Here is a 17,143-nt window from a genome sequence, read left to right on the forward strand (position 1 = left end):
GCGACGGGGTTACTTGATGCGCTGACCTGGCTTGGCACCGCTGTCAGGGCTCAGCAGGTAGATCTCTTCACCGCCAGGGCCGGCGGCCATGACCATGCCTTCGGAGACGCCGAAACGCATTTTCCGCGGTTTCAGGTTGGCGATCATCATGGTCAGGCGGCCTTCCAGGCTGGCCGGGTCCGGATAGGCCGACTTGATCCCGGAGAAGACGTTGCGCTGTTCGTCACCGATGTCCAGAGTCAGGCGCAGCAGCTTGTCGGCGCCCTCCACGGCCTCGGCCTTGACGATCAGGGCGACGCGCAGGTCCACTGCGGCGAAGGTATCGAAATCGATCTCCGGGGACAGCGGGTCCTTGGCCAGCTCGCCGTTGCCGGCTTGCGCCGCAGGGGCCTGGCTGGCGGCGAGATCTTCCTTCGAGGCTTCGACCATGGCTTCGACCTTGGCCATCTCGATGCGGGTCATCAGCGCCTTGAACGGGTTCAGCTTGTGGTTTTCCAGGCGGGTAAGGTGGTCGTTCCATGTCAGCGGGGCGACGTTCAGGAACGCCTCGGCCTCGGCGGCCAGCACCGGCAGGACCGGCTTGAGGAAGATCACCAGCTGGCGGAACAGGTTGATGCCCTGGGCGCAGATGGCCTGGACTTCGTCCTGCTTGCCTTCCTGCTTGTTCAGCGACCACGGCGCCTTGTCGGCGATCCAGGCGTTGGCACGGTCGGCCAGGGCCATGATCTCACGCATGGCGCGGGAGAAGTCACGGGCTTCATACGCGTCGGCGATCCCCGGTGCGGCGGCGAGGAAGGCCTCGGTCAGCTCCGGCGCGGCGTCGCCGGCAACCATCACGCCATCGTTGCCCTTGTGGATGAAGCCGGCGCAGCGGCTGGCGATGTTGACCACCTTGCCGACCAGGTCGGAGTTGACCTTCTGCACGAAGTCCTCGAGGTTCAGGTCGAGGTCGTCGACACCACGGCCGAGCTTGGAGGCGTAGTAGTAACGCAGGTACTCCGGCGACAGATGATCCAGATAGGTGCGCGCCTTGATGAAGGTCCCGCGGGACTTGGACATTTTCTGGCCGTTGACCGTCAGGTAGCCGTGCACGTTGATCGCGGTCGGTTTGCGGTAGCCGGCGCCCTGGAGCATGGCTGGCCAGAACAGTGCGTGGAAGTTGACGATGTCCTTGCCGATGAAGTGGTACAGCTCGGCGGTGGAATCCTTGTTCCAGAAGGCATCGAAGTCCAGTTCCGGGCGCCGCGCGCAGAGGTTCTTGAAGCTGGCCATGTAGCCGATCGGTGCGTCCAGCCAGACGTAGAAATACTTGCCTGGCTCGTCCGGGATCTCGAAGCCGAAGTACGGCGCATCGCGGGAAATGTCCCACTCCTGCAGGCCGGAATCCAGCCATTCGGCGAGCTTGTTGGCCACGGCGTCCTGCAGGGTGCCGCTGCGGGTCCACTCCTGGAGCATGGCCTGGAAGTCAGGCAGCTTGAAGAAGAAGTGCTGGGAGTCCTTGAGCACCGGGGTAGCGCCGGAAATCGCCGACTTGGGGTTCTTCAGCTCGGTCGGCGCGTAGGTGGCGCCACATTTCTCGCAGTTGTCGCCGTACTGGTCCTCGGCCGCGCATTTCGGGCAGGTGCCCTTGATGAAGCGGTCGGCCAGGAACATTTTCTTGTCCGGATCGAAATACTGGGTGACCGAGCGGGTGGCGATGTGGCCGGCGTCGCGCAGTGCCAGGTAGATCTGGCTGGACAGCTCGCGGTTTTCTTCGGCGTGGGTGGAATGGAAATTGTCGAAATCGACGAGGAAATCGGCGAAATCGCCAGCATGTTCCTTCTGCACACCATCGATCAGCTGTTCCGGAGTGATGCCTTCCTTTTCCGCGCGCAGCATGATCGCCGAGCCGTGTGCATCGTCAGCGCAGACGTAGATGCACTGGTTGCCACGGTGCTTCTGGAAACGCACCCACATGTCGGTCTGGATGTACTCGAGCATATGGCCAAGGTGGATGGAACCATTGGCATAGGGCAGGGCACTGGTAACGAGGATCTGGCGTGGCTCGGACATGGGGGCTCGGCTACTTAATTCGGCTATCAGGGGAAAAACGGTGATCGGCAACTATAAAGCGCCGGGAAATATATTTCACCCCGTGGGCGTCCCGGGGCGGACACACGGGTTAGCATAGCCGCCTGTTTCGATCAGTCTTTTATCGGGAGTCTCCATGAGCGCCGTCACTCGCGCAGCGGTTGAAGCCGTCCTTCGTCAATACACCGACCCTTACCTGAACCAGGACCCGGTCAGCGCCGGCTGCGTTCGCGCCATCGTGATCGAGGGCGACCGGGTTGGCGTGCTGTTGCAACTGGGCTACGCCGCCGGTCTGTTCAAGAATGGCTGGGCGCAGGTCCTGCAGACCGCCATCGAAGGGCTGGACGGCGTTGGCGCCGCCAAGGTGACCATCGACTGCGTGATCGAGCCGCACAAGGCCCAGGCGCAGATTCCCGGCCTCGCCAATGTGAAGAACATCATCGCCGTGGCCTCCGGCAAGGGCGGCGTGGGCAAATCCACCACCGCTGCCAACCTGGCCCTGGCCCTGGCCCGCGAAGGCGCGCGGGTCGGCATTCTCGACGCGGATATCTACGGCCCGAGCCAGGGGATCATGTTCGGCATCCCCGAGGGCACCCGGCCGCAGGTCAAGGAACAGAAGTGGTTCGTGCCGATCAAGGCCCATGGCGTGGAAGTCATGTCCATGGCGTTTCTCACCGATGACAACACGCCGATGGTCTGGCGCGGCCCCATGGTCTCCGGCGCATTGTTGCAACTGGTGACCCAGACCGCCTGGGACGACCTCGATTACCTGGTGATCGACATGCCGCCAGGTACCGGCGATATCCAGCTGACCCTGGCGCAGAAGGTCCCGGTGGCCGGCTCGGTGATCGTCACCACGCCCCAGGACCTGGCGCTGCTCGACGCCAGGAAAGGCGTGGAGATGTTCCGCAAGGTGAATATCCCGGTGCTGGGCGTCGTCGAGAACATGGCCGTGCATATCTGCTCGAACTGCGGGCACGCCGAGCATCTGTTCGGCGAAGGGGGTGGCGAGAAGCTGGCGGCGCAATACGGGGTCGAACTGCTGGCCTCGCTGCCGCTGTCGATGCTGATCCGCGAGCAGGCCGACAATGGCAAGCCGACCGCGATTGCCGAGCCCGAGAGCCAGATCGCCATGGTCTACCAGGAACTGGCTCGCTCGGTAGGCGCGCGGCTGGTGCTGCAAGAGGCGGCGGCGCCGGCGATGCCGAATATCACCATCAGCGACGACTGAGCCGTTCGGGCCCTATCGCTGGCAAGCCAGCTCCCACACGTGTGGGAGCTGGCTTGCCAGCGATAGGGCCAGTAGCCGCACCACAAAACCCAGGCATAAAAAAACCCGCCGGAAGGCGGGTTTTTTTGAACGCTATGAAAGCGAATCAGCAGAAGTTAGATAACTTCGACTTCTTCAGCTTGCATGCCTTTCTGGCCGCGGGTAGCGACGAAGGAAACCTGCTGGCCTTCTTTCAGGCTCTTGAAGCCGTCAGCCTTGATGGCTTTGAAGTGTACGAACAGGTCGTCACCGGATTGTGGGGTGATGAAGCCGAAGCCTTTCTCATCGTTGAACCACTTGACGGTACCGGTTTGGCGATTGGACATGGTCTGTCTCCTTGGACAAAGTTGATTACGGCTCAGGAACGCCCTGGCCGGGACTGAGTGCAAAAAGACAGAAAATTCATGGATGGGCGATCGAAATCTTGCATCAAGTAGAGATTCTCAGTGACAACGTGCAGCACAGTGGCGGCACCATAACCCTTTTTCCACGAGGTGCCAATGGTCTCGTGGGCCTTTTGCGCAATTCGTGACTGACGGCGCCGTTCGTGGCCTGCCGGGCTCCGTCCGGTAACCGGATGCAGGCTAAATCTTTGAAGCGCGCGCGCGTCCCGGTAAGATGCGCGTCACCTTTTTCACCCCGCTATTTCAGGAACCCCGCCATGAGCATCAAATCGGACAAGTGGATTCGCCGCATGGCGCAGGAACACGGCATGATCGAGCCGTTCGTCGAGCGCCAGGTGCGCAACGACGGCAATGACAAGCTGATCTCCTTCGGTGTCTCCAGCTATGGCTACGATGTGCGCTGCGCCGACGAATTCAAGGTGTTCACCAACATCAACTCGGCCACTGTCGATCCGAAGAACTTCGACGCCGGCAGCTTCGTCGATATCAAGAGCGATGTCTGCATCATCCCGCCGAACTCCTTCGCCCTGGCCCGTACCGTCGAGTATTTCCGCATTCCGCGCAACGTCCTGACCATCTGCCTGGGCAAGAGCACCTATGCGCGCTGCGGCATCATCGTCAACGTCACCCCGCTGGAACCGGAGTGGGAAGGCCACGTGACCCTGGAGTTCTCCAATACCACCACCCTGCCGGCGAAGATCTACGCCAACGAGGGCGTGGCGCAGATGCTTTTCCTCGAATCCGATGAAGAGTGCGAAGTGTCCTACAAAGACCGTGGCGGCAAGTACCAGGGCCAGCGCGGTGTGACCCTGCCCCGCACCTGATCGCGGGGCTTATCCGACGAACCGGGGGAATTCCCCCGGCTTTCGGCACTCCAACGAGGTGAATAGTCTCGTCAGGAGCAGCCAATGAAACTCGACCCGACCATCAGCGCCAAGCTGGCCTTGCTGCAGCCCAACCAGATCGGACTGCTGGCCTGGTCATTGCTCGCCCATCCGCCACTGCAAGCCGGTGGCGTGCCCGGGCAACCCGACCCGGACACCCCGCAACCGCCGCAGCCAGGTGACACGCCGCCCATGGAACCCGGCGAACCGACCCTGCCCGATGAACCGCCTCCCGCCCCGGTAGCCTGAGTTCAGCGCGCCAGCGGCCAGACCTGGCCGTCACCCGCCAGATACAGCCGTGCTGGCGGGCGCAGGTCTACTTCCCAGCCGCCGGTGAACTCGCCGAAGGCTGGCAGCAGGCTGACCTGCTCATCGATCACGAAGCAGTGCAGGCGCAGTCGCTGCCGCCCACGACCGCGCAATATCCACACCGGGTGCACGTGGCCGGCCAGCACGGTGTGTGTCGGGTGTGCCAGCGGTTCATGTTGCAGGGCGAACGGGCCTACCAGCCAAGGTTCATCGACCACCTCCACACCCAGTGCTGCTGGCGGATCGCCAGCGTGGCGGTCGTGGTTGCCGCGTACCAGATGGATATGCAATTGCGAATGACGCTCGCGCCAGGCCCTAAGCAGGGCGAGGGTTGCCGGTGCGCGCCCGGAGCGGGCATGGATGAAATCGCCCAGGACTATCATCCGTTCACAGGCGTAAGCGTCGAGCAGCCCGTCCAGGCGCTCCAGCGTCGCTGCGGTGGTGCCTCGCGGCACCGGTTGGTGCAGCGCGCGATAGCTGGCAGCCTTGCCGATATGCACATCCGCCACCAGCAATGCCTTGCGCGCCGGCCAGTACAAGGCGCGGTCGGCCAGCAGCCACAGGCGTTCGCCACGCAGTTCGATCTCAACGTGAGCGGGCACGGCGCGGCCTCCCGTCGGCAGCCTGTTCCAGGTCGGCGACCATGCGCGCGATGCGGTCGGCCAGCTTTTCCGTACTCATGGTCTCGCGCATGCCTTCGACCACCAGGGCAAAGGCCAGCGGGCCGGGGCGCCGCAGGTCGCGCAGGTCCAGGTGCAGTTCGTTCATCTTCAACAACTGGCGTTGCAGGCGTTCGATCTCCAGCTCCTCGCGCAGCACCTCGTCGCGTGCCTGGCCCAGCAGCAGGTTGCCGGCGTCATGACGGCGGAACACTTCGAAGAACAGCCCGCTGGAGGCCTGGATCTGCCGCGTGCTCTTCTGCGCTGCCGGATATCCGCCGAACACCAGCCCGGAAATCTGCGCGATCTCGCGAAAACGCCGCTGGGCCATTTCCCCGGCATTGAGGCTGGCGAGCACGTCTTCCAGCAGGTTGTCCGGGCTCAGCGCCGACGGCAGCAGCGCTGCCCAGTCCACGACGGTGGGCGTAAGCAGTTCGAAACCGTAGTCATTCACTGCGATCGATACGCTCAGCGGTGTTTCCTTGCTGGCGCGCCAGGCGATCAGGCTGGCCAGGCCCAGATTGGCCATGCGCCCGGCGAAGGGGTAAAGAAACAGGTGCCAGCCCTGCCGCGAATGCCAGGTCTCGGCCAGCAGGCTGCCACGTGTAGGCAGCGCCGACCATTCGCGTTGCAGCTCCAGCAGCGGGCGCACCGCCTGCATTTCCGCACCGATGAAGCGCCCATGGGCTGCGGCATCCAGTTGCGCCACCAGGGCATCGGCCAGCTCGCTGGACAACGGCATGCGCCCGCCATTCCAGCGTGCCAGCGCGGCCTTGCGCGAATTACTGCGGCGAACATAGGCGGTCATGTTCTCCACCCGCACCAGTTCCAGCACGCGGCCGGCAAAGACAAAGGCGTCGTCCGGCCGCAGCCGGGCAATGAAGGCTTCCTCGACGCTGCCCAGGCTGGCACCGCCTCCGCCCTTGCTCCAGAACCTGAGCTGGATGCTGGCGTCGCTGACGATGGTGCCGATGCCCATGCGGTGGCGCCGGGCCAGGCGCTCGCTGACCACCCGCCAGACGCCGTCCTCGCCGGGCTCGACCCGCTGATAATCGGGATAGGCGCTCAGCGAGCTGCCGCCATGCCGGACGAAATCCAGTGCCCACTGCCATTGGCTGTCGCGCAGGTCGCGAAAGGCCCAGGTGCTGCGCACCTCCTCCAGCAACGCCTCGGGGCGAAAGCCGGCGCCCAGTGCCATGCTCACCAGATGCTGGACCAGCACATCCAGGCACAGGCGTGGCGATTGCCGCGCCTCGATCTGCCCGGCCGCCAGGGCCTGGCGCGCCGCCGCGGCTTCCACCAGTTCCAGGCTGTGGGTCGGCACCAGGGTGATCCGCGAAGCCCGTCCCGGAGCATGCCCGGAGCGTCCGGCGCGCTGCATCAGCCGCGCCACGCCCTTCGCCGAGCCAATTTGCAGCACTCGCTCCACCGGCAGGAAATCCACCCCCAGATCGAGGCTGGAGGTGCAGACCACCGCCTTCAGCCCGCCGTCCTTGAGACTGCGCTCGACCCAGTCACGGGTGCTGCGGGCCAGCGAAGCATGGTGCAGGGCGATCAACCCCGCCCATTCCGGCCGTACTTCCAGCAGGCCCTGGTACCAGCGTTCGGCCTGGGCCCGGGTATTGGTGAAGACCAGGCAGCTCTGGCAGCCGTCGATCTCGCCGGCGACCTGCTGCAACTGGCTCAGGCCCATATGCCCGGCCCAGGGAAAGCGTTCGATCGCCTTGGGCAGCAGGCTGTCCACTAGCAGGCGCTTGTCCTGGCGCCCTTCGACCAGGCGACCGCCCCGGGGCAGCAGGACATCGAGGGCATGCTGCAGATTACCCAGGGTTGCCGACAATCCCCACACCACCAGGCCCGGCTGCCAGGTGCGCAGGCGGGCCAGTGCCAGTTGCAGTTGCACGCCGCGCTTGTTGCCGAGCAACTCGTGCCATTCGTCCACGACCACCATGCGCAGGCTGGCGAAGTCGCGCTGCGCCGAGGCCCGGGTCAGGAGCAGCGTCAGGCTTTCCGGGGTGGTGATCAGGGCCGAGGGCAGGCGTCGGGCCTGGCGGGCACGCTCTGCGCTGCCGGTATCGCCGCTGCGTACGCCGACGGTCCAGGACAGTCCGAGGTCGTCCAGCGGCGCTTGCAGGGCTCGCGCCGTGTCGGCGGCGAGGGCACGCATCGGTGTGATCCACAGCACCTGCAAGGGCGCGACCGACGAACCCTGGCCCACGAAGGCGCGCAGCGCCGCGAGCCATACCGCATAGGTCTTGCCCGCACCGGTGCTGGCGTGCAGCAGGCCGGATTCGCCACGTCCCACTGCCGCCCAGACCTGCCGCTGAAAGGCGAACGGGGTCCAGTCGCGGCTAGCGAACCAGGCATCGGCGAGGTTAGGAGTGGCGGGCATGGGCGGCTCGGCAAGGGCTATGTCTTCACAGACCATCGGCCGCCCCGGTTGGTTTTATTTCAGGTTGCCGCGCAGGAACTGCTGCAGGCGTTCGCTCTTCGGCTGGCCGAGCACATCCGCCGGTGCGCCTTGCTCCTCGACCAGGCCCTGGTGGAGGAACATGACCTGGCTGGACACCTGGCGGGCAAAGGCCATCTCGTGGGTAACCATGATCATGGTCCGGCCTTCCTCGGCCAGGCCCTGGATCACCTTGAGCACTTCGCCTACCAATTCCGGGTCGAGCGCCGAGGTGGGCTCGTCGAACAGCAGCACCTCCGGCTCCATCGCCAGGGCGCGGGCGATGGCCACGCGCTGTTGCTGGCCGCCGGAAAGGAAGGCCGGGTACTGGTCGGCCACCCGTGGCGCCAGGCCGACCTTGTCCAGGTAGCGCCGCGCCCGTTCCTCGGCTTCCTGCTTGCCGATCCCCAGTACCCGGCGCGGGGCCATGCAGATGTTTTCCAGCACGCTGAGGTGGCTCCACAGGTTGAAATGCTGGAACACCATGGCCAGCCGGGTACGCAGCCGTTGCAGCTCGTCGGCATCGGCCACGTGCATGCCATGGCGGTCGTGGACCATGCGGATGTCCTTGCCGTCCAGGGTCATGCGCCCGTCGTCGGGCTGTTCGAGGAAGTTGATGCAGCGCAGGAAGGTGCTCTTGCCCGAGCCGCTGGCGCCGATCAGGCTGATCACGTCGCCGGTCTTCGCCTTCAGGGACACGCCCTTGAGCACCTTGTGCTCGCCGTAACTCTTGTGCAGGTCTTCGATGGTCAGTTTGTACACGGATGATTCCTCAAGGCGACAGCAGGTAGCCGCTGCGGTAGGCCTCGCGGCCGGCGACATGGGCGATGACCATCCCGGCGGTGGCCATGCGTCGCAGCGAACGGGCATAGAGCAGGCCGGCCTGGGTGTTGCGTACCGGGGTCACCCGGTCGTTGAGGGGATCGATCACCTCGGCCACCAATTGCCCGGCTTCCAGGTACTGGCCTGGCGTCACGTGGAACACCAGCAGGCCACCCAGTGGCGTCGCCACCGGTTCCACCGCCGCCAGGGGCGTGGCCGGGTAGAGCAGCGGCGGCAGTGGCGTCGGCTCGCCTTCGATGGCGCCGAAGCGGGTCAGGTAGTCGAGGATCGCCGTGCAGTCGGCCTCGGCCAGCGGATGGCTGACATCGCCCTGGCCGCGCAACTCGACGGTTACCGAAAAACTGCCCATCGGGATCGGGAACTGCTTGCCGAAGCGCTGCTGCAATTGCCACCAGACCAGGGTGAAGCACTCGTCGAAGGACTGCCCGCCGGAATCGGTAGCCAGCAGGCTGGCCTGCACCCCCAGGTAGCGCGACAGCGGCTCGACCTGGGCCCAGGCTTCCGGCGTGGTGTAGAGGTGTTCCACCGCCTCGAAGTCGCAATGCAGGTCGAGGACCATGTCGGCATCGCAGGCCAGGCGTTGCAGGGTCAGGCGCTGGGATTGCAGCGGCGTGTTGGCCGGATGGGCGTCGAGGCCGCGGCGCAGGTATTCGCGGATCAGTTCGATGTTGTGCTGCGGATCCTGGCTCAGGTGGCCTTCGATCTGGTCGCCGATCTGGTCGCTGAGGTCGACGAAGCGCCGATTGAAGTTCTCGCCGCTTTGCAGTTCGTAGCGTCCCAGCGGGACGTCCATCAGCACCTGCTCCAGGCCCACCGGGTTGGCTACCGGGACCAGGACGATCTCCTTGCGCAGCACGCCGCGCGCCTCGAGCTCGGCCAGGCGCTGCTTGAGGTGCCAGGCCACCAGCATGCCGGGCAGTTCGTCGGCATGCAGCGAGGCCTGGATGTAGATCTTGCCGCCGGCCCGGGGGCCGAAGTGAAAGCTGTGGATCTGCCGGGCGATGCCGGGAACCGGGGCCAGCAGGTCGTGGGTCTTGTGGTGCATGGAAAATCAGTCCTAGTGAGCAGGGCCGAGGAAGGCCAGCCAGCGCCGTTCGGCGAGGCGGAACAGGCCGACCAGGGTAAAGGTGACGCCCAGGTAGATCAGCGCCGCGATGCCGAACGACTGGAAGGTCATGAAGGTCGCCGAGTTGGCGTCCCGCGCCACCTTGAGGATATCCGGCACGGTCGCGGTAAAGGCCACCGTGGTCGAATGCAGCATCAGGATCACCTCGTTGCTGTAGAACGGCAGCGACCGGCGCAGCGCCGACGGCATGATGATGTAAGCATAGAGTTTCCAACCGTGCAGGCCGTAGGCGCGAGCGGCTTCGATTTCACCATGGTGCATGCTGCGGATCGCCCCGGCGAAGATTTCCGTGGTGTAGGCGCAGGTGTTCAGGGCGAAGGCGAGGATGGTGCAGTTCATCGCGTCGCGAAAAAACGCATCCAGCAGCGGTTGCTCGCGCACTGCGGCGATGCTGTAGATCCCGGTATAGCAGATCAGCAACTGGATATAGAGCGGTGTGCCGCGGAATAGCCAGGTGTAGAACTGCACCGGCCAGCGTATCCATAGCTTGCGTGAAACCCGGGCGATGGATAGCGGGATGGAGACGAGGAAGCCGATGGCCAGCGAGGCGCTGAGCAGCCACATGGTCATGGCCAGCCCGGTGACATGGGTGCCGTCGGTATAGAGGAAGGCCCGCCAGTATTCCTGGAGCAGTTCGATCATCGCAGCGCCTCCCGGGTGCCGACGTTATAGCGCCGTTCCAGCCAGCGCAGGATCAGGTTCGAAGCGCTGGTGATGGCCAGGTAGATGAGCGCTGCCACGACCAGGAAGAAGAACAGTTGGTAGGTGCTCTTGCCGGCGTCCTGGGCGGCCTTGACCAGGTCGGCGAGGCCGATGATCGAGACCAGCGCGGTGGCCTTGAGCATCACCATCCAGTTGTTGCCGATGCCCGGCAGGGCGAAGCGCATCATTTGCGGGAAGACCACGAAGCGAAAGCGCTGCATGCGCTTGAGGCCATAGGCCGTGGCGGCCTCGACCTGGCCACGTGGCACGGCAAGGATGGCGCCGCGGAATGTCTCGGTGAAATAGGCGCCGTAGATGAAGCCCAGGGTGATGACCCCGGCGGCGAACGGGTCGATCTCGATGTACTCCCATTCCAGGTAGTCGGTGAGGCTGGTGAGCCAGGTTTGCAGGCTGTAGAAGATCAGCAGCATCAGCACCAGGTCCGGTACGCCGCGGATCAGCGTGGTGTAGAGCTGGGCCGGCAGGCGCAGCATGCGGATCGGCGACAGCTTGGCGCTGGCGCCGACCAGGCCGATGCCCACCGCCACCAGCAGGGACATGAAGGCCAGCTCCACGGTCATCAGGGTGCCTTGCCAGAGCAGCGGGCCGAAACCTTTCAGACTGAAAGCGGAAAGCCCGAGAAGGGCGAGCAGTTGGTCGAGCATGGAGGCGAACCCCGAGGCAGAAATAAAAGTGCCCACCCTTGTGGGGCGGGCACTGGTTCAGCGGTTACTTGCCGCTGTAGAGGTTCAGGTCACCGAAGTGCTTCTTCTGGATCTCGGCATAGGTGCCGTCGTCGTGTAACGCTTTGATACCTTTGTTCAGGAGTGCCTTCAGCTCGGTGTTACCTTTGCGGATGCCGATGGCGGTCTTGGACGGCAGCAGCTCGCTGTCCACCGGTTTGCTCACTTCATAGCCGGCACCCTTCTCTGACTTGAGGAAGCCCAGCTCGGCTTGCAGCATGTCCTGGATCGAGGCGTCGAGGCGGCCGGAAAGCAGGTCGGCGTAGACCTGGTCCTGGTTCTGGTAGGCCTGGGTCTTGACCTCGGCCTTGTCCAGCACGGCCTTGGCGTAGGCTTCCTGGATGGTGCCTTGCTCGTAGCCGACGGTCTTGCCCTTGAGCGAGGCGATATCGGCGCTCAGCCCGGAACCTTTCTTGTAGACCAGCGCGGTAGGGCCGCTGAACAGTTCATCGGAGAAGTCGATGGCTTTCTCCCGTGCCGGGGTGACGGTCATCGACGAAATCACGCCATCGAACTTGTTGGCCTTCAGCCCCGGAATCATGCCGTCGAAATCACTCTCGACCCATTTGCAGGTGACCTTGAGTTCCTTGCAGATGGCGTTGCCCAAGTCGATATCGAAGCCCACCAGGCTGCCGTCGGCGGCCTTGGACTCGAATGGGGCATAGGAAGGATCGACGCCGAAGCGCAGCTCTTTGTATTCCTTGGCGAAGGTACTGCCGGCAGCCAGGCACAGAGCAACAGCGGAAAGCGTCAGCCATGCTTTTTTCATCATGTAGTCCTTGTGAAACGGCGGATATTGGGTATGGCCGTGCACCGTTACCGGTCGCGGCCCGACATCACAGTGATAGCAATTTCCGCACCATCGTTCCAAAAGTGCTGTCCGGGTTGGGGTTGGGGGATTCAGGGGATGCGTAGCGCCGCCCTGTTTTGGCGCTGGGGGTGGGGCAGGGGGCTGTTTGTCGGTGCATGGGGGCTGGGTGCTATGGTGCTGCTGCTGGCCTCATCGCTGGCAAGCCAGCTCCAACAACCCTGTGGGAGCTGGCTTGCCAGCGATGAGGCCCTTGAGTGCACTACATCAAGGACAGGACCCCCGCCAATGAGGCCCACCCCCGACTTCATGCACTGGTGGCTCGAAGCCAATGCCTGCTTCGACGACTGCCACACCCCGGACGAACTGTTCGAGGAAACCGCGCGCCTGACCCGCGCCCTGGATTTCCAGCGCTTCGCCTGGGGCCGGCGCCGCGCCGTGCCGTTCAGCCAGGCGCGTGCGCAGTTCACCGGCAGCTATCCCGCCGCCTGGCTGGCCGACCAGGATCAGTTCCCGCCTCCCGGCCTGCTGCTCTGGGACCATAAGGCCGACGCCCCCGGCAGCCTGCGCGACTTCGGCTTCGCCAGCGGCGCCACCTTCACCCAGCGCTGCCGCGACAGTGGCTGGCACATGCTCTGCGTGGCCCGGCAGAAAGGCCCGCTCAAGTCCGCCGAGCTGGTACCCCTGAAGCTGTACCTGCGCAGCCTGCTGGAACTGCTCGACGAACACCTCGAACGGGTCGAAGGCCGCACTTGCGCGATCCAGCTCAGCGAGCGGGAAACCCAGATATTGCGCTGGATCGCCGATGGCAAATGCTCCAAGGGCATCGCCGCGATCCTCGAGCTTTCCGAGCACACGGTGAACTTCCATATCAAGAGCATCCTGCGCAAGTTCGACTCGCCCAACCGGGTACAGGCAGCGGCGCAGGCGGCCGCGCTCGGGCTGATCTGAGGCTGCCATCGGTCGCCCGGCAACCTGTCGTGCCGGCGAGTGTTTAAAGCGGATGCGCAGGTGCAAAACGCAGTTCCGACCCGATGAAAAAGTGAGCAGACCTGCGCGGTGGCGCCATTTGGCGGGACTTTTCCTACACGATTTCACCTGCCTGTTCCGGTAGTTGTCCCCCCGCGTCGATGCCCCTAGTGTCTTCGCCGTGCTGTCGAGCGGTGAACGACGCGAAAGGACAATCCCACCCTTTGTCCGCGTTGTTCGCCCTGGACATTCGGACGGGTTCGAGACAAGCCGGCAGCCTGTCTCCTGGCGCTGCACTCCTACAGTGCCAGCCGTCCTGTTTTATCGCTTTCACTACATCGCGGGAGACACCCATGATCCACGACGTTGTTGTGGTCGGCAGCGGTGCTGTCGGCGCGTCCATCGCCTTCGAACTGGCCAGCCGCGGACTCAGCGTCTGCCGGGTCGGCGAGACTGCCCGGCGCACTGCCGCTTCGCGGGCGGCCGGGGCCATGAACGGCTGTTTCGGCGAAGTCACCCGCGGTCTTCTGGCCAGTGACCATGGTCGCCTGAAACTGGCCATGGATATCCAGGCCAAGGGCCTCTGGGCCGATTGGTGCGAACGCCTGGCCCGGGCCAGCGGCAACCCGGCGGGCCTGCTCAGCGCCTGCGGTACCCAGGTGATCCTCAACTCGGCCGGCATGGCCGAGATCGACAGTGTCAACTTCGGCGCCATCGAACAGGCGCTGCGCGACTACCAGACCTTCTACACCCCGGTGCTTCCCGGTGAGCTGGACTGGATCAAGGCCAACGACCTGGTACGGCCGATGCAGGCCCTGCTGATCCCCGACGAAAACGCCATCGACGCCCACCTGCTTCTGGAAAAACTCGACGCCGCGCTGCTCGGCTGTGGCGGCGAAATCATCGACAGCAATGCCCGTGCGGTCCTCAGCGAGGGCTGGAGCACCACGGGTGTGGCCCTGCACGATGGCCGCCATCTGCCGGCCCGGCACGTGGTGGTTGCCGCCGGCGTGCACTCCCTGGAACTGTTCGACGGCCTGGAGGAAATCCGCCGGCATATCCCGCCGCTGTTCGCCGGTTACGGCGTGTCCATCCTTCTGCGCCCGCCTGCCGGGCGGAAGGTACCGCAAACGGTAATCCGCACGCCCAACCGCGCCTTCGCCTGCGGCCTGCACTGCGTTCCCCGTGGTGACGACCTGCTCTATATCGGCGCCACCAACATCCTTGCCGAGCAGCCGCGCAACCACGCCCAGGTGTCCGATGTGCAGTTCCTCCTCGATTGCGCCGTCGACCAGCTCAACCTCGACCTGCACGATGCCGCGATCGTCGATATCCAGGTGGGCAACCGCCCGGTCAGTGCCGACGGCTTCCCGCTGATCGGCGCCTGCGACTACGACGGCCTGTGGCTGGTCACCGGCACCTATCGCGACGGCCTGCACCAGTCGCCGCTGCTGGCGACCTGGATCGCCGACCGCATCGAGGGCCTGGACAACAGCCTCGACCTGTCCCGCTTCACGCCGATCCGCGAGCCCCTTGCCGGACTGCCGCGGGACGAGACGGTGGCCGAGACGGTACGGCAGATGTTCGCCACCGGCTACGAGTACCGCTGGAACATCAAGCCCTACTGGATGCCGCTGCTGGACCAGGGCATGAGCGAAAACTACACGCGCCTGATCACCTCGCTGCACCCGCGTTTCACCCCGCCACCGGAACTGGTGGCCTTCTCCTGGCGGTACCACTCGATGTACCAGCGCCTGGCCGCCTATTACGAGGCCTGGTCATGATCCTGTGCGCGTTCGAACATCATCAGGCCCTCGCCCTGCGCGAGTTGAGCGAGGCAGGCCTGTGGGATCCGCAGGGCGATCTGCAGGCCATCACCGACAAGCATTTCAAGGGCGGCCGCGCCCTCGATCCGCAGCGCCTGGATGCTTTTCGCGACGATATCGCCGAGCGCTGCTCGCGCATCCCGCTGGGGCATATCCTCGGTTACGCCGATTTCGACGGGCGCCGCCTGCTGGTCGGCAGCGGTACCTTCGTGCCGCGCCGGCAGAGCCTGGCCATGGTCCGCTGGATCGAGCGCAACCTGGCTTTGACCTGCGCGTCCACGGTCTATGACCTGTGCGCCGGTGTCGGCGCCATCGGCCTGGCCATCTGGGCCGCGACCGCTGCCCGGACCGTCTGCGTCGATAACGACAGCACCGCCCGGACCTACCTGCAACGCAACATCCGTCGCCTCGATGCGCAGCGGGAAGTCAGCGTGCTGGCCGCCGATATCACCCGCCCGGAGGCCTTCGCCACGGCCCGTGGTCGTGTCGACGTGGTGGTGAGCAATCCGCCCTATGTGCCGCCTGGTAGCGAACTGCTGCCGGAATGGGGCGAGCATCATCCGCCGGGCGCCATTTATGCCCGCCGTCAGGGCGCGGAGCTGATCGTCGCCAGTGCCGTCTGTGCCGCCGGCCTGTTGCGTGCGGGCGGGGTCGTGCTGATCGAGCACGGCGAAACCCAGTCGGAACAGGTCGCCGCTGCCCTGGAGCGCCATGGTTTCCAGGCCATCCACCATTGCCGGGACGATGACTTCAGCGATGCGACGGGAGCTTCCGTTTTCACCGTAGGGAGAGCGCCATGAACGACCATGCCCCGCTGCCGCACGGCAGCGAAGATAACTGGATGAACATTCGCCGCCAGCGCACCAGCGATGCACTCGACAGCGCCACGGCCGACGGCCTGACTGGTTTCGAGGTGATTGCGCGCAATGGCAAGCAACTGACCCTGCTGGACGGCAGCGTTTGCACCGAGTTCGTCTCCTGCTCCTACCTCGGGCTGGAGAACCATCCGGCCCTGGTCCTGGCTGCCCAGGTTGCGCTGGAGCGCTTCGGCGTGCACCTGTCGGCCAGCCGCGCGGCGATGAGCCCGCTGTATCTGCGCCAACTGGAGCAACTGCTCGGCGATATCTACGGCGGTTGCAGCGTCACCGTGTTCAGTTCAACCAGCAACGCCCACCTTGGCGTGCTGCCACTGCTCGGCAGCGGCGGCATGGACGGCTACCCGGTGCGCGAGCGCGGGGTGATGTGGCTGGTGGACCGCACCGCCCATGCCTCGATGCAGGTGCTGCGCGGCCTGCTTGCCCAGTTCGGGCCGGTGCGCCGGGTCGACAGCGCCGACCCCGACGGGCTCGAAGAAGCCCTGGTGCACTGCGCGCGCGAGCGCCTGACCCCGGTCATGCTCGTCGACGGCGTCGGCTCGATGTCCGGCCTGCTGCCGGTGGCCGAACTTGGCGAGCGCCTGCAGCGTCACCACGGCTACCTCTACGTCGATGATGCCCACGGTATTTCCATCAGCGGTTGCTATGGCGCCGGCTACGCCTTCGAGCATCTCGGCCATCGCCTGCCCGGCAACATCCTCATCGCCGGCTCGCTGAGCAAGGCCTTCGGAGGGGCCGGCGGCTTCATCGTCCTCAAGCACGGGGCGAATGCCGGGCAGTTGCGCGCCCTGGCCAATCCGCTGGTGTTCGGGCACAGCATCCCGCTGCCGTTGCAGGCAGCGAACGTAGCCGCCGCGCAGATCCACCTGTCATCGGAAATCCATACCTTGCAGCAGGCGCTGTGGAGCAATGTGCGCCGCCTCGACGAACAGGTCGGGTCGACCCTGCTCAATGCCGGCCTGCGTGCTCCGATCCGCGGGGCGCTGTTCGACGACGAGCGCCAGGGCAACCTCGCCGCCAGGGCCTTGCGAGCCTCCGGGCTGGTGGTGTTCCCGGTGTTCTATCCGATCGTCGAGACCGGTCGCGCACTGCTGCGTTGCGCGGTGTCGGCGGCCCACGGCAGCGAGCAGATCGATTGCCTGGCGCGCCAGCTCAACCTGCAGATCGGCCGGGCCAGTAGCCAGCACTGAAACGCGGAGGAACGCC

At 65.0% G+C, this 17,143-nt stretch carries 16 protein-coding genes; 7 read left to right on the plus strand and 9 right to left on the minus strand.

Going from position 1 to position 17,143, the window contains the following annotated elements; all coding sequences use genetic code 11:
• Positions 1-9 precede the first annotated feature (9 nt).
• Complete coding sequence (gene metG, locus ACPFMA_RS06380) at positions 10-2,052, minus strand: methionine--tRNA ligase (protein WP_420058990.1); 2,043 nt, start codon at positions 2,050-2,052, stop codon at positions 10-12.
• 154 nt (positions 2,053-2,206) lie between these two features.
• Here metG and apbC point away from each other — a divergent pair, with 154 nt between their 5' ends.
• Positions 2,207-3,301, plus strand: a complete 1,095-nt coding sequence (gene apbC / locus ACPFMA_RS06385; protein WP_009396492.1) for an iron-sulfur cluster carrier protein ApbC — start codon at positions 2,207-2,209, stop codon at positions 3,299-3,301.
• Between the two features lie 155 nt (positions 3,302-3,456).
• Here the strand turns inward: apbC and ACPFMA_RS06390 are convergent, their stop codons facing one another.
• Positions 3,457-3,666: a cold-shock protein gene (locus ACPFMA_RS06390; RefSeq protein WP_009396490.1), complete on the minus strand. Its 210-nt coding sequence runs from the start codon at positions 3,664-3,666 to the stop codon at positions 3,457-3,459.
• A gap of 335 nt (positions 3,667-4,001) precedes the next feature.
• Here ACPFMA_RS06390 and dcd point away from each other — a divergent pair, with 335 nt between their 5' ends.
• Positions 4,002-4,568: a dCTP deaminase gene (gene dcd / locus ACPFMA_RS06395; protein WP_009396478.1), complete on the plus strand. Its 567-nt coding sequence runs from the start codon at positions 4,002-4,004 to the stop codon at positions 4,566-4,568.
• Positions 4,569-4,652: 84 nt separating this feature from the next.
• A complete protein-coding gene (locus tag ACPFMA_RS06400) occupies positions 4,653-4,877 on the plus strand; it encodes a hypothetical protein (protein WP_009396477.1) in 225 nt (74 codons plus the stop codon).
• Between the two features lie 2 nt (positions 4,878-4,879).
• Here ACPFMA_RS06400 and pdeM read toward each other — a convergent pair whose 3' ends face one another.
• The 7 genes from pdeM to ACPFMA_RS06435 form a co-directional block, all read right to left on the minus strand.
• Entirely contained in the window at positions 4,880-5,539 is a 660-nt protein-coding gene (gene pdeM / locus ACPFMA_RS06405) for a ligase-associated DNA damage response endonuclease PdeM (RefSeq protein ID WP_425929866.1), read from the minus strand.
• Positions 5,523-7,988 carry a ligase-associated DNA damage response DEXH box helicase gene (locus ACPFMA_RS06410; protein WP_425929867.1) on the minus strand — a complete coding sequence of 822 codons (2,466 nt, stop codon included), beginning with the start codon at positions 7,986-7,988 and terminating at the stop codon, positions 5,523-5,525. Before ACPFMA_RS06410 ends, pdeM begins: the two co-directional genes overlap by 17 nt.
• A 54-nt stretch (positions 7,989-8,042) precedes the next feature.
• On the minus strand, positions 8,043-8,807 hold the full coding sequence (locus ACPFMA_RS06415; RefSeq protein WP_420058993.1) for an ABC transporter ATP-binding protein: 765 nt from the start codon (positions 8,805-8,807) through the stop codon (positions 8,043-8,045).
• A gap of 10 nt (positions 8,808-8,817) precedes the next feature.
• Entirely contained in the window at positions 8,818-9,933 is a 1,116-nt protein-coding gene (locus ACPFMA_RS06420; RefSeq protein ID WP_420058994.1) for a succinylglutamate desuccinylase/aspartoacylase family protein, read from the minus strand.
• 12 nt (positions 9,934-9,945) lie between these two features.
• Positions 9,946-10,656, minus strand: coding sequence for an ABC transporter permease (locus tag ACPFMA_RS06425; protein ID WP_420058995.1), 711 nt, complete (start codon positions 10,654-10,656; stop codon positions 9,946-9,948).
• A complete protein-coding gene (locus ACPFMA_RS06430; RefSeq protein WP_009396468.1) occupies positions 10,653-11,381 on the minus strand; it encodes an ABC transporter permease in 729 nt (242 codons plus the stop codon). The genes ACPFMA_RS06425 and ACPFMA_RS06430 overlap by 4 nt, the downstream gene beginning before the upstream one ends.
• A 64-nt stretch (positions 11,382-11,445) precedes the next feature.
• Positions 11,446-12,228: a transporter substrate-binding domain-containing protein gene (locus tag ACPFMA_RS06435; RefSeq protein ID WP_420058996.1), complete on the minus strand. Its 783-nt coding sequence runs from the start codon at positions 12,226-12,228 to the stop codon at positions 11,446-11,448.
• Positions 12,229-12,555: 327 nt separating this feature from the next.
• On the opposite strand from ACPFMA_RS06435, the gene ACPFMA_RS06440 reads away from it, so the two are divergent.
• From ACPFMA_RS06440 to ACPFMA_RS06455, 4 genes are all read left to right on the plus strand, one after another.
• A complete protein-coding gene (locus ACPFMA_RS06440; RefSeq protein WP_420058997.1) occupies positions 12,556-13,218 on the plus strand; it encodes a LuxR C-terminal-related transcriptional regulator in 663 nt (220 codons plus the stop codon).
• Positions 13,219-13,589: 371 nt separating this feature from the next.
• The gene (locus ACPFMA_RS06445; RefSeq protein ID WP_425929868.1) at positions 13,590-15,020 is read left to right on the plus strand and encodes an NAD(P)/FAD-dependent oxidoreductase; all 1,431 of its coding nucleotides are present in this window, start codon (positions 13,590-13,592) and stop codon (positions 15,018-15,020) included.
• A complete protein-coding gene (locus tag ACPFMA_RS06450) occupies positions 15,017-15,862 on the plus strand; it encodes a N5-glutamine methyltransferase family protein (protein WP_425929869.1) in 846 nt (281 codons plus the stop codon). The genes ACPFMA_RS06445 and ACPFMA_RS06450 overlap by 4 nt, the downstream gene beginning before the upstream one ends.
• The gene (locus tag ACPFMA_RS06455) at positions 15,859-17,127 is read left to right on the plus strand and encodes an aminotransferase class I/II-fold pyridoxal phosphate-dependent enzyme (RefSeq protein ID WP_425929870.1); all 1,269 of its coding nucleotides are present in this window, start codon (positions 15,859-15,861) and stop codon (positions 17,125-17,127) included. The genes ACPFMA_RS06450 and ACPFMA_RS06455 overlap by 4 nt, the downstream gene beginning before the upstream one ends.
• The last annotated feature ends 16 nt before the right edge of the window (positions 17,128-17,143 follow it).

Origin of the sequence: Pseudomonas sp. NyZ201 (assembly GCF_049860765.1) — a bacterium.
GTDB classification, from domain to species: Bacteria; Pseudomonadota; Gammaproteobacteria; order Pseudomonadales; family Pseudomonadaceae; genus Aquipseudomonas; species Aquipseudomonas bharatica.

What these genes read in the sequence shown, in the direction of transcription:
- metG (WP_420058990.1), bottom strand. Translation starts at nt 2,052, where the DNA reads ATGTCCGAGCCACGCCAGATCCTCGTTACCAGTGCCCTGCCCTATGCC.
- apbC (WP_009396492.1), top strand. Translation starts at nt 2,207, where the DNA reads ATGAGCGCCGTCACTCGCGCAGCGGTTGAAGCCGTCCTTCGTCAATAC.
- ACPFMA_RS06390 (WP_009396490.1), bottom strand. Translation starts at nt 3,666, where the DNA reads ATGTCCAATCGCCAAACCGGTACCGTCAAGTGGTTCAACGATGAGAAA.
- dcd (WP_009396478.1), top strand. Translation starts at nt 4,002, where the DNA reads ATGAGCATCAAATCGGACAAGTGGATTCGCCGCATGGCGCAGGAACAC.
- ACPFMA_RS06400 (WP_009396477.1), top strand. Translation starts at nt 4,653, where the DNA reads ATGAAACTCGACCCGACCATCAGCGCCAAGCTGGCCTTGCTGCAGCCC.
- ACPFMA_RS06410 (WP_425929867.1), bottom strand. Translation starts at nt 7,988, where the DNA reads ATGCCCGCCACTCCTAACCTCGCCGATGCCTGGTTCGCTAGCCGCGAC.
- ACPFMA_RS06420 (WP_420058994.1), bottom strand. Translation starts at nt 9,933, where the DNA reads ATGCACCACAAGACCCACGACCTGCTGGCCCCGGTTCCCGGCATCGCC.
- ACPFMA_RS06425 (WP_420058995.1), bottom strand. Translation starts at nt 10,656, where the DNA reads ATGATCGAACTGCTCCAGGAATACTGGCGGGCCTTCCTCTATACCGAC.
- ACPFMA_RS06430 (WP_009396468.1), bottom strand. Translation starts at nt 11,381, where the DNA reads ATGCTCGACCAACTGCTCGCCCTTCTCGGGCTTTCCGCTTTCAGTCTG.
- ACPFMA_RS06435 (WP_420058996.1), bottom strand. Translation starts at nt 12,228, where the DNA reads ATGAAAAAAGCATGGCTGACGCTTTCCGCTGTTGCTCTGTGCCTGGCT.
- ACPFMA_RS06440 (WP_420058997.1), top strand. Translation starts at nt 12,556, where the DNA reads ATGAGGCCCACCCCCGACTTCATGCACTGGTGGCTCGAAGCCAATGCC.
- ACPFMA_RS06445 (WP_425929868.1), top strand. Translation starts at nt 13,590, where the DNA reads ATGATCCACGACGTTGTTGTGGTCGGCAGCGGTGCTGTCGGCGCGTCC.
- ACPFMA_RS06450 (WP_425929869.1), top strand. Translation starts at nt 15,017, where the DNA reads ATGATCCTGTGCGCGTTCGAACATCATCAGGCCCTCGCCCTGCGCGAG.
- ACPFMA_RS06455 (WP_425929870.1), top strand. Translation starts at nt 15,859, where the DNA reads ATGAACGACCATGCCCCGCTGCCGCACGGCAGCGAAGATAACTGGATG.